General features: G+C 59.2%; 13 protein-coding genes. 12 read left to right on the plus strand and 1 reads right to left on the minus strand.

Annotated elements, in window-relative coordinates; all coding sequences use genetic code 11:
* Positions 1 to 8: 8 nt before the first annotated feature.
* Both acnA and FQ182_RS06790 read left to right on the plus strand, forming a co-directional pair.
* Positions 9 to 2,750 (plus strand): aconitate hydratase AcnA, encoded by a 2,742-nt coding sequence (gene acnA / locus FQ182_RS06785; protein WP_149412879.1) that lies wholly within the window; start codon positions 9 to 11, stop codon positions 2,748 to 2,750.
* Positions 2,751 to 3,051: 301 nt separating this feature from the next.
* Complete coding sequence (locus tag FQ182_RS06790) at positions 3,052 to 4,617, plus strand: PAS domain-containing methyl-accepting chemotaxis protein (RefSeq protein ID WP_149412878.1); 1,566 nt, start codon at positions 3,052 to 3,054, stop codon at positions 4,615 to 4,617.
* A gap of 85 nt (positions 4,618 to 4,702) precedes the next feature.
* Here the strand turns inward: FQ182_RS06790 and FQ182_RS06795 are convergent, their stop codons facing one another.
* Entirely contained in the window at positions 4,703 to 5,395 is a 693-nt protein-coding gene (locus FQ182_RS06795) for an alpha/beta family hydrolase (protein ID WP_149412877.1), read from the minus strand.
* 79 nt (positions 5,396 to 5,474) lie between these two features.
* Between FQ182_RS06795 and ccoN (FQ182_RS06800) the strand changes: the two genes are divergently transcribed.
* The 10 genes from ccoN (FQ182_RS06800) to FQ182_RS06845 all read left to right on the plus strand — a co-directional run bounded on the left by ccoN (FQ182_RS06800) (position 5,475) and on the right by FQ182_RS06845 (position 14,763).
* The gene (ccoN, locus tag FQ182_RS06800; RefSeq protein ID WP_133101626.1) at positions 5,475 to 6,899 is read left to right on the plus strand and encodes a cytochrome-c oxidase, cbb3-type subunit I; all 1,425 of its coding nucleotides are present in this window, start codon (positions 5,475 to 5,477) and stop codon (positions 6,897 to 6,899) included.
* A gap of 10 nt (positions 6,900 to 6,909) precedes the next feature.
* Positions 6,910 to 7,518, plus strand: coding sequence for a cytochrome-c oxidase, cbb3-type subunit II (gene ccoO / locus FQ182_RS06805; protein WP_133101627.1), 609 nt, complete (start codon positions 6,910 to 6,912; stop codon positions 7,516 to 7,518).
* A 3-nt stretch (positions 7,519 to 7,521) separates the two neighbouring features.
* On the plus strand, positions 7,522 to 7,740 hold the full coding sequence (locus tag FQ182_RS06810; RefSeq protein ID WP_133101628.1) for a cbb3-type cytochrome c oxidase subunit 3: 219 nt from the start codon (positions 7,522 to 7,524) through the stop codon (positions 7,738 to 7,740).
* Complete coding sequence (ccoP, locus tag FQ182_RS06815; protein WP_149412876.1) at positions 7,737 to 8,657, plus strand: cytochrome-c oxidase, cbb3-type subunit III; 921 nt, start codon at positions 7,737 to 7,739, stop codon at positions 8,655 to 8,657. Before FQ182_RS06810 ends, ccoP (FQ182_RS06815) begins: the two co-directional genes overlap by 4 nt.
* A 561-nt stretch (positions 8,658 to 9,218) precedes the next feature.
* Positions 9,219 to 10,661: a cytochrome-c oxidase, cbb3-type subunit I gene (gene ccoN, locus FQ182_RS06820; protein WP_149412875.1), complete on the plus strand. Its 1,443-nt coding sequence runs from the start codon at positions 9,219 to 9,221 to the stop codon at positions 10,659 to 10,661.
* On the plus strand, positions 10,661 to 11,269 hold the full coding sequence (gene ccoO, locus FQ182_RS06825) for a cytochrome-c oxidase, cbb3-type subunit II (protein ID WP_149412874.1): 609 nt from the start codon (positions 10,661 to 10,663) through the stop codon (positions 11,267 to 11,269). Before ccoN (FQ182_RS06820) ends, ccoO (FQ182_RS06825) begins: the two co-directional genes overlap by 1 nt.
* Before the next feature lie 5 nt (positions 11,270 to 11,274).
* Positions 11,275 to 11,460, plus strand: coding sequence for a cbb3-type cytochrome c oxidase subunit 3 (locus FQ182_RS06830; RefSeq protein ID WP_149412873.1), 186 nt, complete (start codon positions 11,275 to 11,277; stop codon positions 11,458 to 11,460).
* Positions 11,457 to 12,434: a cytochrome-c oxidase, cbb3-type subunit III gene (gene ccoP / locus FQ182_RS06835; RefSeq protein ID WP_149412872.1), complete on the plus strand. Its 978-nt coding sequence runs from the start codon at positions 11,457 to 11,459 to the stop codon at positions 12,432 to 12,434. The genes FQ182_RS06830 and ccoP (FQ182_RS06835) overlap by 4 nt, the downstream gene beginning before the upstream one ends.
* A gap of 359 nt (positions 12,435 to 12,793) precedes the next feature.
* The gene (gene ccoG / locus FQ182_RS06840) at positions 12,794 to 14,209 is read left to right on the plus strand and encodes a cytochrome c oxidase accessory protein CcoG (RefSeq protein WP_149412871.1); all 1,416 of its coding nucleotides are present in this window, start codon (positions 12,794 to 12,796) and stop codon (positions 14,207 to 14,209) included.
* A gap of 14 nt (positions 14,210 to 14,223) precedes the next feature.
* Positions 14,224 to 14,763, plus strand: a complete 540-nt coding sequence (locus FQ182_RS06845; RefSeq protein ID WP_149412870.1) for a FixH family protein — start codon at positions 14,224 to 14,226, stop codon at positions 14,761 to 14,763.
* The last annotated feature ends 29 nt before the right edge of the window (positions 14,764 to 14,792 follow it).

The raw sequence follows: 14,792 nt of genomic DNA on the forward strand, positions 1-14,792 counted from the left end.
TCATTTCAATGTCATCTCTTGATAGCCTGAGAACCCTTAAAACCTTAAAGATCGACGACAAGACCTACCACTACTTCAGCCTGCCCGAAGCCGCCAAGAGCCTGGGTGATCTGGACAAGTTGCCTATGTCCCTCAAAGTGCTGCTGGAAAACCTGCTGCGCTGGGAGGATGAAAAAACCGTCACCGGGGCGGACCTCAAGGCCCTGGCCGCCTGGCTCAAGGAGCGCCGCTCCGACCGCGAGATTCAATACCGCCCGGCACGGGTACTGATGCAAGACTTCACCGGCGTACCCGCCGTGGTCGACCTAGCCGCCATGCGCGCCGCCGTGGCCAAGGCTGGCGGTGACCCGCAGCGCATCAACCCGCTGTCGCCGGTGGACCTGGTGATCGACCACTCAGTAATGGTCGACAAGTTTGGCAGTGCCGGCGCCTTTGAACAGAACGTCGACATTGAAATGCAGCGCAACGGCGAGCGCTATGCCTTCCTGCGCTGGGGCCAAAGTGCCTTCGACAACTTCAGGGTAGTCCCGCCGGGCACTGGCATTTGCCACCAGGTCAACCTGGAATACCTCGGCCGCACCGTATGGACCAAGGATGAGGACGGCCGCACCTACGCCTTCCCTGACACTCTGGTAGGCACCGACTCCCACACCACCATGATCAACGGCCTCGGCGTTTTGGGCTGGGGCGTGGGCGGTATCGAAGCGGAAGCGGCGATGCTCGGCCAGCCGGTGTCGATGCTGATCCCGGAAGTGATCGGCTTCAAATTAACCGGCAAGCTCAAGGAAGGCATCACCGCCACCGACCTGGTGCTGACGGTCACGCAAATGCTGCGCAAGAAAGGTGTGGTGGGCAAATTCGTCGAGTTCTATGGTGACGGCCTCGCCGACCTGCCACTGGCCGACCGCGCCACCATCGCCAATATGGCCCCGGAGTATGGCGCCACCTGTGGCTTCTTCCCGGTGGACGACGTGACCCTGGACTACTTACGCCTGTCCGGTCGCCCTGCCGAAACCGTGAAACTGGTGGAGGCCTACAGCAAGGTCCAGGGCCTGTGGCGTATCGCCGGCCAGGAACCCGTATTCACCGACAGCTTGGCCCTGGACATGGGCAGCGTCGAAGCCAGCCTCGCCGGGCCGAAACGCCCACAGGACAGGGTATCGCTACCTGATGTCGGCCAAGCCTTCAGCGACTTCCTCGACCTGCAATTCAAACCGACGAATAAGGAAGAAGGCCGCCTGGAAAGCGAAGGCGGCGGCGGTGTTGCCGTAGGCAATGCCGATATGATCGGTGAAACGGACTACGACTTCGAAGGCCAGACCTATCGCCTGAAAAACGGCGCGGTGGTGATCGCTGCGATTACCTCCTGCACCAACACCTCCAACCCCAGCGTGATGATGGCGGCCGGGCTGGTGGCGAAAAAGGCAGTCGAGAAAGGCCTCAAACGCAAACCGTGGGTGAAAAGCTCCCTGGCGCCAGGCTCCAAAGTGGTCACCGACTACTACAACGCTGCCGGCTTGACCCAGTACCTCGACGAACTGGGCTTTGCCTTGGTGGGCTACGGTTGCACCACCTGTATTGGCAACTCCGGGCCGTTGCCGGAACCGATTGAAAAAGCCATCCTGAAAGCCGACCTCACCGTGGCCTCGGTGCTCTCGGGCAACCGCAACTTCGAAGGCCGGGTTCACCCGCTGGTAAAAACCAACTGGCTGGCCTCCCCGCCCTTGGTAGTGGCTTACGCCCTGGCCGGCAGCGTGCGGATTGACATCAGCAGTGAGCCGCTGGGTGAAGGCAAAGACGGCAAGCCGGTGTACCTGCGGGACATCTGGCCCAGCAGCCAGGAAATTGCCGACGCCGTGGCACAGGTCAGCACAAGCATGTTCCACAAGGAATACGCCGATGTGTTTGCCGGCGATGAACAATGGCAAGCTATTGAAGTGCCGCAAGCTGCGACTTACGTGTGGCAGAAGGACTCCACCTATATCCAGCATCCACCGTTCTTTGACGACATTGCCGGCCCGCTGCCGGTGATCAAGGACATCCAGGGCGCCAACGTCTTGGCCTTGCTCGGGGACTCGGTGACCACCGACCACATCTCCCCCGCCGGTAATATCAAGACCGACAGCCCCGCCGGGGATTACCTGCGTGAGCAAGGCGTCGAGCCCAGGGACTTCAACTCCTACGGCTCCCGCCGGGGCAATCATGAAGTGATGATGCGCGGCACCTTCGCCAACATCCGCATCCGCAACGAAATGCTCGGCGGTGAGGAAGGCGGCAATACGATCTATATCCCTACCGGGGAGAAAATTCCGATCTACGATGCGGCCATGAAATACCAGGCGTCCGGCACGCCGCTGGTGGTCATCGCCGGTCAGGAATACGGCACTGGGTCGAGCCGCGACTGGGCAGCCAAGGGCACCAACCTGCTGGGGGTCAAAGCGGTGATTGCCGAGAGTTTCGAACGAATTCATCGTTCCAATCTGGTGGGCATGGGCGTGCTGCCGTTGCAGTTCAAGCTGGACCAGAACCGTAAGGCGCTAAAGCTGACCGGTAAGGAGAAGATCAACATTCTCGGGCTGACCAATGCCCAGATCGAGCCACGAATGAACCTGACGCTGGTCATTACCCGAGAAGATGGCAGCCGCGAGAAGGTCGACGTGCTGTGCCGGATCGACACCCTCAATGAAGTCGAGTACTTCAAGGCGGGCGGGATTCTGCACTATGTGTTACGGCAATTGATTGCCTCGTAACTGACACGTTCTACACACAACACCGCCTTTATTAGGCGGTGTTCTCATTTTTGCCATGGGTGGCGGTCGGTTCAAGCCTGGGTAGCGCGGCGATTGCCACGCTTTTTGGCTTGAATCCGCTGTATTTCGGACTGTTTCCCTATCCGATGCTTGCTGGCTGAACGCCACATCAGCACAAGAGAGCAGCCCGCGCCAGCACCTGCGAGCCACGGTGTGATGGCGCGCTGATTATTGCAAAAATAAGTTAAATAAAACCCTGCGATGGTCGACAACCTGTCAAAGCCTTGTGGATTGAACAACCATGCGTAATAACCAACCCGTTACCCAGCGCGAACGTACCTTCCCCACTCAGCAACGGTTGATTTCCACCACCGATGCCAAAGGCGTGATCACGTACTGCAACGACGCGTTTGTCGAGATCAGTGGGTTTTCCCGGGACGAACTGATGCGTGCCCCGCACAATCTGGTTCGTCACCCGGATGTACCTGCGGCCGTTTTTGCACACATGTGGTCCACGCTCAAACAAGGCTTGCCATGGATGGGCATCGTCAAGAACCGCTGCAAGACCGGCGATCACTATTGGGTCAACGCCTATATGACACCGGTCTTCGACGGCAATCAGGTGGTCGGCTACGAGTCGGTTCGGGTCAAGCCCTCCGCCGAGCAGATCCGCCGGGCCGAAGCGCTTTACCAGCGCATCAACCAGGGTAAGTCGGCCATCCCGAGCAGTGATAAATGGCTGCCGGTGCTGCAGGACTGGCTGCCGTTTATCCTGGTCAGCCAGTTGAGCTTCCTGATCGGAATCTGGTTCGACTCCCACTGGGGCTTCGCCCTAGCCGCCGCGCTTTCCGTACCTCTAGGCCTGATCGGCCTGTCCTGGCAACAGCGCGGCCTCAAGCGTTTGCTGCACCTAACCGAGCAAACCACCTCCGACCCGCTGATCGCGCAGATGTACACCGACAGCCGTGGTGCCCAGGCGCGCCTGGAGATGTCGATCCTCAGCCAGGAAGCACGGTTGAAGACCTGCCTTACCCGCTTGCAGGACACCGCCGAACACCTCAACGAGCAGGCGCGCAAGTCCAATACGCTGGCTCATAACAGTTCCAGCGGCCTGGAACGCCAGCGGGTGGAGACTGAACAAGTCGCCACCGCCGTCAATCAAATGGCCGCAACGACTCAGGAAGTCGCCAGCCACGTGCAGCGCACCGCCGATGCGACCCAGGAAGCCAATCGCCTGACCGGACGTGGTCGCGATATCGCCGGGGAAACCCGCGAAGCCATTCAGCGCCTGTCGGTGGTAGTCGGGGAAACCGGGCTGACCGTGACGCAACTGGCCAAGGACAGCGACGAAATCGGCGGAGTGGTCGATGTGATCAAGGGCATTGCCGACCAGACCAACCTGCTGGCGTTGAACGCGGCCATCGAAGCGGCCCGTGCCGGCGAGATGGGGCGTGGCTTTGCCGTGGTGGCTGATGAAGTGCGCCAACTGGCCCAGCGTACCAGCGAGTCCACCGGGCAGATCCATGCCCTGATTGCCAAACTGCAGCAGACCGCCAGCACCGCCGTACAGACCATGTCTGCTGGGCATCGCCAGGCCGAAGAAGGCGTGGCGAAGGTGATGGAGGCCGATCAGGCGTTGGTGGGTATCAGCGAAGCAGTGGCCAATATAACCGACATGACCACCCAGATCGCCGCCGCTACCGAAGAGCAAAGCGCCGTGGCCGAAGAGATCAGCCGCAACATCAGCACCATTGCGCTGTTGGCGGATCAGACTTCGGAGCAGGCTTTGAACTCGGCGCAGTTGAGTGAAGAGCTGACGCATACCGCCAATACTCAGTACTCTCTGGTAGAGCGGTTTAACCGCTAGACCGCTATCGCAGGCAAGCCAGCGCCCACATTTGACTGGATTCACACATCAAAATGTGGGCGCCGGGCTTGCCCGCGATGGGGCCCTAAGTGCCGCCAAGAAAACTTGAGACCTTCACCGCCGCCGCCTCCAGATGCTGTTCATGACTGAATCCCGAAGCCTTCAACGGCTTCAAGTCATGATCCCCCGCCACCAGCCACATCACCTCGATGTTAGGCGATAGCGCATATCCTTCCACTGCCTGGCGGTTACCCAGCGCATCACGCTCGCCCTGGACAATCAAGGTGTGCGTTTTTAACCCAGACAAATGCTCGATCCGAGGCTTTTGTGGCTTGCCCACCGCATAAAATGGATAGCCTAAACACACCAGCCCATCAGCCCCCACTTCATCCGCCAGCATACTGGCCATCCGCCCACCCATGGACTTGCCGCCGATGGCCAGGCGCCCAGTGACATGTCGTCGCACCAGGGCATATACCTCACGCCAGGACTCCAGCAGTTTGGGGGCCGGGTTGGGCGGGCGCCTGCCGCCATCCAGGCGCCGTTGGGCCATGTAGGGAAACTCGAAGCGCAACACGTTGACGCCACGGCCGGAAAGGCGCGCAGCCATATTGTTCATGAAGCTGCTGTCCATCGGCGCGCCGGCGCCATGGGCAAAAATCAGCGTCACCGGGTCGCCAGAAACCGCGCCTGAGGCAACATCCCATAACCAGCCATGTTCACGCACACAGTGCGCCCATTGATCCTCGTCAATACTGGCCTTGTGCTCTTTGCCCATGCTTGCCTCGCTTTTTAGTCTGCCTATAACTACAGCCGAAGTGTCGCACCTGCTTCGGTTGAACCGTGGATGGGGAACCATGAACACTACAATCAGTACCGCCTATAACTACAAGGTGGTCCGCCAATTCGCCATTATGACGGTGGTCTGGGGCATCGTCGGAATGGGGCTCGGGGTTTTTCTCGCAGCCCAGTTGGTATGGCCAGAACTCAACTTCAACTTGCCTTGGACCAGCTTCGGTCGCTTGCGCCCGTTGCACACTAACGCGGTGATCTTCGCCTTCGGCGGCTGCGCACTGTTTGCAGCGTCCTTTTACTCGGTGCAACGCACCTGCCAAACCCAGTTGTTCGCGCCGAAAGTCGCCGCGTTCTGCTTCTGGGGCTGGCAGCTGGTCATCCTGTTGGCTGCGATTTCCTTGCCTCTGGGTTACACCAGCTCCAAGGAATACGCCGAGCTGGAATGGCCGATCGACATCCTGATCACCATCGTCTGGGTGGCCTACGCCATTGTGTTCTTCGGCACGTTGATGAAGCGCAATACCAAACATATCTACGTCGGTAACTGGTTCTTCGGTGCGTTCATCATCACCGTAGCCATCCTGCATATCATCAACAACCTGGAAATCCCGGTTAGCCTGACCAAGTCCTACTCCCTGTACGGCGGTGCGACGGATGCCATGGTGCAATGGTGGTACGGCCACAACGCTGTAGGCTTCTTCCTCACTGCAGGCTTCCTGGGGATGATGTACTACTTCGTGCCGAAACAGGCCGAGCGTCCGGTGTACTCCTATCGCTTGTCCATCGTGCACTTCTGGGCACTGATCACCCTTTACATCTGGGCCGGCCCTCACCACTTGCACTACACCGCACTGCCAGACTGGGCACAGTCCCTGGGCATGGTGATGTCGCTGGTGCTGCTGGCTCCGAGCTGGGGCGGCATGATCAACGGCATGATGACCCTCTCTGGCGCCTGGCATAAGTTGCGCAGCGACCCGATCCTGCGCTTCCTCGTGGTCTCCCTGGCGTTCTATGGCATGTCGACCTTCGAAGGCCCGATGATGGCCATCAAGACCGTCAACGCCCTCTCCCACTACACCGACTGGACCATCGGCCACGTTCACGCCGGCGCTCTGGGCTGGGTAGCAATGATTTCCATCGGCGCGCTGTACCACATGATCCCGAAAATCTTCGGTCGCGAGCAGATGTACAGCCTCGGCTTGATCAACGCGCACTTCTGGCTAGCCACCATCGGCACCGTGCTCTACATCGCGTCGATGTGGGTCAACGGCATCGCCCAGGGCCTGATGTGGCGTGCAATCAACGAAGACGGCACCCTGACCTACTCCTTCGTCGAAACCCTGGTGGCCAGCCACCCAGGCTTTGTCGTGCGGCTGGTGGGCGGTGCAATCTTCCTCAGCGGCATGTTTCTGATGGCCTGGAACACCTGGCGCACCGTGCGGGCAGCACAACCTGCCGAAGTCGCCGCTGCGGCGCAGATGGCCTGAGGAGTCAGTCATGAAACACGAAATTATTGAAAAGAACGTCGGCCTGCTGATGCTGCTGATGGTGCTCGCCGTGAGCATCGGCGGCCTGACGCAGATCGTCCCGCTGTTCTTCCAGGACGTTACCAACAAACCGGTGGAAGGCATGAAGCCCTACACCGCGCTGCAACTGGAAGGTCGCGACATCTACATCCGTGAAGGCTGCGTACAGTGCCACTCGCAGATGATCCGGCCGTTCCGTGCCGAGACCGAGCGTTATGGTCACTACTCGGTCGCCGGCGAAAGCGTCTGGGATCACCCGTTCCTGTGGGGTTCCAAGCGCACCGGGCCGGACCTGGCTCGCGTCGGCGCACGCTACTCGGACGACTGGCACCGCGCGCACTTGTACAACCCGCGCAACGTGGTGCCGGAATCGAAGATGCCGGCCTATCCATGGCTGGTCACCGCCCAGGTCGACAACAGCCACACCGAAACCAAGCTCAAGGTCATGCGCACCCTCGGCGTGCCGTACACCGACGCGGACATCACCGCCGCCGTGGACAGCCTCAAGGGCAAGACCGAAATGGACGCACTCGTCTCCTACCTGCAAGTGCTCGGCACTGCAATCAAGAGCAAGAGGTGAACCATGGGTTTTGAACTTGATACCGGAATGATCCGCGGCCTCGGCACGCTGGTGGTGGCAATTGCCTTCATCGGCCTGTCGCTATGGGTGTTCAACTCCAAGCGCAACCCGGAGTTCGCCGAGGCTTGCCTGCTGCCATTTGCCGATGAACCGTTGCCAAACACCACCGGCACCCCATCCGACGCTCACGAAGAGCCTGTAACAAGGAGCATTCGGCCATGACTACCTTCTGGAGTACATGGATCTGTGTACTGACCATCGGCAGCCTGATCGGCCTGACCTGGCTGTTGTTTGGTACCCGCAAGGGCGAAACCAAGGGCAGCGTCGACCAGACCATGGGCCACGCCTTCGACGGGATTGAGGAGTACGACAATCCCCTGCCCCAATGGTGGTTCATGTTGTTCGCCGGGACTTTGTTGTTCGCCGTCGGCTACCTGATCCTCTATCCGGGCCTGGGCAACTGGAAAGGCGTGTTGCCGGGCTATGAAGACGGCTGGACCCAGACCAAGGAATGGGACAAGGAAATGGCCAAGGCCGACGCCAAGTTTGGGCCTATCTTCGCCAAATTCGCAGCCATGCCCGTGGAAGAAGTCGCCAAAGACCCGCAAGCGCTGAAAATGGGCGGTCGCCTGTTTGCCTCCAACTGCGCGGTGTGCCACGGCTCCGATGCCAAGGGCGCCTACGGCTTCCCCAACCTGGCGGACAACAACTGGCGCTGGGGCGGTTCGGCGGATGCGATCAAGCTCACCATCATGAGCGGTCGTCACGCTGCCATGCCGGCCTGGGGTGAAGTGCTGGGCGAAGACGGGGTCAAGAACGTTGCCGCCTACGTGCGTCACGATCTGGCCAAGCTGCCATTACCTGCTGACAGCAATCTCGACATGGCGGCCGGCCAGGTGGCGTTCAGCACTACGTGCGTCGCCTGCCACGGTCCTGATGGCCATGGCGTTGAAGCCATGGGCGCGCCGAACCTGACGCAGCCAGGCGGTTTCATCTACGGCACCAGCCTGGCGCAGTTGCAACAGACGATCCGCCATGGCCGCCAGGGCCAGATGCCGGCGCAGGAAGTGCTGCAAGGCAATGACAAGGTGCATTTGCTGGCCGCGTACGTCTATAGCCTGTCTCAGAAGCAGGAGTAAGCTGCAAGCTGCAAGCTGCAAGAGAAGAGCCCAAAACTTGGATCTTGCAGCTGCTTTCAACAGCCACGCCCTACACCTTCCCGCTTCAAACTTGTTGCTTGCAGCTTAAAGCTTGAAGCTTGAAGCCGCGCGACTGCGCCCTATTGTCACACCCTCCCAAAGCACAACTTCCCCCTCCTGCCATTCGGGTCTACGCTTGTTTCGACAGTGGACCGGCATTGGCCGGTCGCAGGCCGACTTGCACTCGATGGGTTAGACATTTCTGCTCTATGACAGGCGCAAAGGCTGGTAGTTACCGGCTGTCGCGCCACTGACCATTCGTCACCTGAACAGCTTGTTTACACACTCTTCGTTACAAGCACCTTCGACTCTCCTATTTTCCTGTCCACTTCATCAATTTTTCATTATGGATTTTGTCCTTACGCCAAACATGGAAAGGGCGCAGAATCTGGTTCGGAACGCCTTGACGCATGTCAGGTTGCGTTGCAATGGATCCCCGCTTTCTACATACTTGCGGCCGATTTTTATCCTAATAAAACACCTAAACCGTGGAACCTTAGAATGAGCACAGCAATCAGTCCGACTGCTTATAACTATAAGGTAGTCCGCCAGTTCGCCATCATGACGGTGGTCTGGGGGATCCTTGGCATGGGGCTCGGTGTCTTCATCGCCTCGCAACTGGTCTGGCCGGAGTTGAACTTCGACCTGCCATGGACGACGTTTGGACGCCTACGCCCGCTGCACACCAATCTGGTGATCTTCGCCTTCGGCGGATGTGCACTGCTTGGCACCTCCTACTATGTCGTGCAGCGAACCTGCCAGACGCGACTGATTTCCGACAGCCTCGCCGCGTTCACCTTCTGGGGATGGCAAGCGGTCATCGTCGGCGCCATCATCACCTTGCCAATGGGTTTCACCACCACCAAGGAATACGCGGAACTGGAATGGCCCCTTGCCATTCTTCTGGCGATCGTCTGGGTGACCTACGCCATCGTGTTCTTCGGCACCATCGTCAAGCGCAAGACCAAGCACATCTATGTCGGCAACTGGTTCTACGGCGCATTTATCGTCGTGACGGCGATGCTGCACATCGTCAACCACGCGTCCCTGCCGGTGAGTTTCTTCAAGTCCTACTCGGCATACGCCGGTGCGACTGACGCGATGATCCAATGGTGGTACGGCCACAACGCCGTAGGTTTCTTCCTGACCACCGGCTTCCTGGGGATGATGTACTACTTCGTGCCCAAACAGGCCGAGCGTCCGATCTACTCCTATCGCCTGTCCATCGTGCACTTTTGGGCGCTGATCACCCTGTACATCTGGGCCGGTCCTCACCACTTGCACTACACCGCATTGCCGGATTGGGCGCAGTCCCTGGGCATGGCCATGTCGATCATCCTGCTGGCCCCAAGCTGGGGCGGCATGATCAACGGCATGATGACCCTCTCGGGCGCCTGGCATAAGCTGCGTACCGACCCGATCCTGCGCTTCCTCGTGGTGTCTTTGGCGTTCTACGGCATGTCGACTTTCGAAGGGCCGATGATGGCCATCAAGACGGTCAACTCGCTGTCCCACTACACCGACTGGACCATCGGCCACGTACACGCCGGCGCCCTCGGTTGGGTAGCGATGATCTCCATCGGCGCGCTGTACCACATGATTCCCAAGGTCTTCGGCCGTGCGCAGATGCACAGTACTGCCCTGATCAATACGCACTTCTGGCTCGCGACCATCGGTACCGTGCTCTACATCGCCTCGATGTGGGTCAACGGCATCACCCAGGGCCTGATGTGGCGTGCAATCAACGATGACGGCACCCTCACCTACTCCTTCGTCGAAGCGCTGCAAGCCAGCCATCCTGGTTTCATCGTTCGCGCCATCGGCGGTGCATTCTTTGCCAGCGGCATGTTGTTCATGGCCTACAATGTCTGGCGCACCGTTCGCGCCTCGACCCCGGCTGAAGCTGAAGCCGCCGCTCAGATCGCTGTCGTTGGAGCTCACTGATGAAGCATGAAGTAGTCGAGAAGAATATCGGCCTGCTGGCCTTCTTCATGGTTATCGCCGTGAGCATCGGCGGTCTGACCCAGATCGTTCCGCTGTTTTTCCAGGACGTAACCAACAAACCGGTGGAAGGCATGAAGCCGCGCACCGCCCTTGAACTGGAAGGCCGAGACATTTACATCGCCAACGGTTGTGTCGGTTGCCACTCGCAGATGATCCGGCCGTTCCGCGCCGAGACTGAACGCTACGGCCACTACTCGGTCGCCGGTGAAAGCGTCTGGGACCACCCGTTCCTGTGGGGCTCCAAACGTACCGGTCCGGACCTGGCCCGTGTCGGCGGTCGTTACTCCGATGACTGGCAGCGTGCGCACTTGTACAACCCGCGCAACGTGGTGCCTGAGTCGAAAATGCCGGCGTACCCGTTCCTCGTGGAAAGCAAGCTCGACGGCAAGGACACGGCGAAAAAAATGGAAGTCTTGCGCACCCTGGGCGTGCCTTACACCGACGAAGACATCGCCGGTGCCAAGGATGCCGTGAAGGGCAAGACCGAAATGGACGCGCTGGTGGCCTATCTGCAAGGCCTTGGCACCATTATCAAAAGCAAACGGTGATCTAAATGGATATCGGGATGATTCGAGGCCTGGGCACCGTTGTCGTGATGGTGGCCTTTATCGGCCTGGCCTTGTGGGTGTTCAACCCCAAGCGCAAGTCAGAGTTTGAAGACGCGACCTTGCTGCCTTTCGCGGATGATCCCGAAGCCATCAAGCACGTCGAGCAAGCTTCTAGGAGTAACAAAGAATGACTACGTTCTGGAGTCTGTACGTCACAGTCCTCAGTCTGGGTACCATCTTCGCCCTGACCTGGCTGCTGCTGTCGACCCGCAAGGGTCAGCGCGTCGAGCAAACGGACGAGACGGTTGGCCACTCGTTCGACGGGATCGAGGAATACGACAACCCGCTGCCTAAATGGTGGTTCATGCTGTTCGTCGGCACCATCATCTTCGCCCTCGGCTACCTGGTGCTGTACCCAGGCCTGGGCAACTGGAAAGGCCTGCTGCCAGGCTACGCCTACCTCGACAATGACAAGCAAACCCCGTTCGCCAACGGCCAAAGCGGCTGGACCGGCGTACACGAGTGGGAAAAGGAAATGGCCAGGTCGGACGCCAAGTTCGGCCCGATCTTCGCCAAGTTCGCTTCCATGCCCATTGAGGAAGTGGCCAAGGACCCGCAAGCCTTGAAGATGGGTGGCCGTCTGTTCGCCTCCAACTGCTCGGTGTGCCACGGTTCCGACGCCAAGGGTGCCTACGGTTTCCCCAACCTGACCGACGCCGACTGGCGCTGGGGCGGCGAGCCGGAAACCATCAAGACCACCATCATGGCGGGTCGCCACGCGGTGATGCCAGGTTGGGCCGAAGTCATTGGCGAGCAAGGCGTTGCAGACGTCTCCGGCTTCGTACTGACCAAGCTCGACGGCCGCAAGCTGCCGGAAGGCGCCAAGGCTGACGTAGCCAACGGTGAAAAACTGTTCGCCGCCAACTGCGTGGCCTGCCACGGCCCTGCTGGTAAAGGCACACCAGCCATGGGCGCGCCTGACCTGACTCATCCGGGCGCGTTCATCTACGGCTCAAGCTACGCCCAACTGCAGCAGACCATCCGCTACGGCCGCCAGGGCCAGATGCCTGCCCAAGAGCAGTTGCAAGGCAACGACAAGGTGCACCTGCTGGCCGCTTACGTTTACAGCCTGTCCCATGGGGAAAAGGCCGCTGACGCCAAGTAAGCAAGCTGCAATATAAAACGGCCCCGCCAGTGAGAATTGGCGGGGCCGTTTTTTTGGCCATTACTCTGGAACGCCATAGCCACTCAAGTTGCAAGGGTGATGTTTTTTAGCGAAGCACAGCCATGAGCAACGAGCCAATCATCCAGGATTGAGCCCTGCGCGCCCAAAAAACGTCCATACTTCACCTGTCAATTGATTCAAGTCATTTACACCATCAATTGATTTCTCCCAACGCGACCAAAGGTCGCACCCGTTCGCCAGCACTACAGGCGTATCATTGCGCCACTGCAACACCCTTATTTTGACCCCGACTGGCACGTACTGGCCGAGGCAAATCTCCACTGCCGTGGGATGCAATGATGAGCAACCAGATTCCGGTACATGACGTTACCCCGCCTGCCAAAAACTCAAGCAACTCCGTCGATCTCTACGCGTCTCGGGAGAAAATCTACACCCGTGCCTTCACCGGACTGTTTCGCAATTTGCGGATGCTCGGTGGCGCCGGGTTGTTCCTGCTTTATTTCGGCACGGTGTGGCTGAACTGGGGCGGTCATCAGGCCGTCTGGTGGAACCTGCCGGAGCGTAAATTTTTTATTTTTGGTGCGACATTCTGGCCCCAGGATTTCATTCTGCTGTCGGGTATCCTGATTATTTCCGCGTTTGGCCTGTTCTTCATCACCGTGTACGCCGGGCGTATCTGGTGCGGTTATACCTGCCCGCAAAGCGTGTGGACCTGGATCTACATGTGGTGCGAAAAGGTCACCGAAGGCGACCGCAACCAGCGAATCAAGCTGGACAAGGCGCCGATGAGCGCCAATAAGTTACTGCGTAAGTTCAGCAAGCACAGCCTGTGGCTACTCATCGGCTTTGTCACCGGCATAACCTTCGTCGGCTACTTCTCGCCGATTCGCGAGCTGGTGTTCGAGTTTTTTACCGGACAAGCCGATGGCTGGTCGTATTTCTGGGTCGGTTTCTTCACTCTCGCCACCTACGGCAACGCCGGCTGGCTACGCGAGCAAGTGTGCATTTATATGTGCCCCTATGCGCGCTTCCAGAGTGTGATGTTCGACAAGGACACCCTGATCGTCTCCTACGATCCGCGCCGTGGCGAAAGCCGTGGCCCGCGCAAGAAAGGCATCGACTACAAGGCCCAGGGCCTGGGGGACTGCATTGATTGCACCATGTGTGTGCAGGTCTGCCCCACTGGCATCGACATCCGCGACGGCCTGCAGGTCGAGTGCATCGGCTGCGCGGCCTGCATAGACGCCTGCGACAACATCATGGACAAGATGGATTACCCTCGCGGGTTGATCAGCTACACCACCGAACACAACCTATCCGGGCAGAAAACCAACAAGCTGCGCCCGCGCCTGATCGGCTATGCCCTGGTGCTACTGGCGATGATCAGCCTGTTGGCCACCGCTTTTTTCATGCGTTCGCTAGTGGGTTTCGACGTCAGCAAGGACCGGGTGCTGTACCGCGAAAACGCCGAAGGGCGGATCGAGAACGTCTACAGCCTGAAAATCATGAACAAGGACCAGCGCGACCACACCTATGTGCTGGACGCCAGCGGCCTGCCGGACCTCAAGCTGCAAGGCAAACGCGAGATCAAGGTGGCTGCCGGGGAAATCTTCAGCATGCCGGTGGAACTGTCGAGCGCGCCGGAGCAAATGCCGTCCAGCACCAACGAGGTCAAGTTCATCCTCAAGGATGCCGACGATGACAGCGTCCACGTTGAAGCCAAGAGCCGATTCATCGGCCCTCAAATTCGTTAAAAGAGAGCAGAACAATGCCCGTAGCAACTGCCGCAAGCCCCTGGTACAAGCACCTCTGGCCCTGGATCATCATTGGTATCCTGGCCTGCTCGGTGACCTTGACCTTGACCATGGTGACCATCGCGGTGAACAATCCGGACAACCTGGTCAACGACAACTACTACGAAGCCGGCAAAGGCATCAACCGCTCTCTGGACCGCGAACTGCTGGCCCAAACCCTGAAACTGCGCGCCACCCTGCACCTGGATGCACTGACCGGCGAAGTCGAGCTACGCCTGAGCGGCAACAGCCAGCCCGCCACCGTGGAGCTGAACCTGATTTCGCCCACCCAGCCGGAGAAGGATCGCAAGATCGTCCTGGCTCGCAGCGAAAGCGAACCGGGCCGTTACATTGGCCAAGTGACGGACAAGGTTGAAGGTCGTCGTTTTGTTGAGCTGCTGGGTATGCAGGACGGCAAGACCTGGCGCATGTTTGAAGAGGAAGATGTCAGCCATGACAAGGACTTGATGCTCGGTGACGAACCGTTGCAGGGTGCTGAAGACCTGAAAAACTAAATCCTGCGCATCGCGCATCGCGGGCAAGC

Origin of the sequence: Pseudomonas sp. ANT_H4 (assembly GCF_008369295.1) — a bacterium.
In the GTDB taxonomy this organism is placed as follows: domain Bacteria; phylum Pseudomonadota; class Gammaproteobacteria; order Pseudomonadales; family Pseudomonadaceae; genus Aquipseudomonas.